Annotated in this window: 1 protein-coding gene; it reads right to left on the reverse strand. The window is 66.4% G+C overall.

Annotated features, from left to right (window positions below):
* Positions 1–330, reverse strand: a 330-nt coding sequence (locus J5M56_RS25195; protein WP_207938085.1) for a LysR family transcriptional regulator, incomplete at its 3' end; no start/stop codon positions are given.
* Positions 331–459: the final 129 nt, after the last annotated feature.

The following is a 459-nucleotide window of genomic DNA, read 5'->3' on the forward strand; positions in this document are numbered from 1 at the left end:
GATCGGCGTGTGGCCGATGAGGCCGATCGCGAGCGTGCCGACGAGCGTCTTGTCCATGTGCCGCGCTTCGCCCGTGAATGCGTCGACGGCCGCGTACAGCTTCTTCGCGAGCGCGTAGAAGCGCTCGCCCTTCGTCGTCAGCCGCAAGCCGCTGCGCCCGCGCTCGCACAGCCGGAAGCCGACGCGCGTCTCGAGCGTCGCCAGTTGCGTGCTGATCGTCGGCTGGCTCACGTTCAGCGTCGCTTGCGCGGCGCTCACGCCGCCCGCGTCCGCCACCGCGACGAACACGCGGATCAGCCGAAGGTCCAGGTCCGTCAGGGTGCCGAGCATGTCTTCTCCAGCCTGTCGTCTCCGTCGCGCGCACCGCCGATACATCGACACATATCAATGTGAACGTTCGAACTTCGGGATTCAAGTCGCCATTCTGGCGGCGTACAACGCCCTATGTCGGCGTATTCG

This window comes from Pseudomonas sp. 51_B, from assembly GCF_017491595.1.
GTDB lineage: Bacteria > Pseudomonadota > Gammaproteobacteria > Pseudomonadales > Pseudomonadaceae > Aquipseudomonas > Aquipseudomonas promysalinigenes.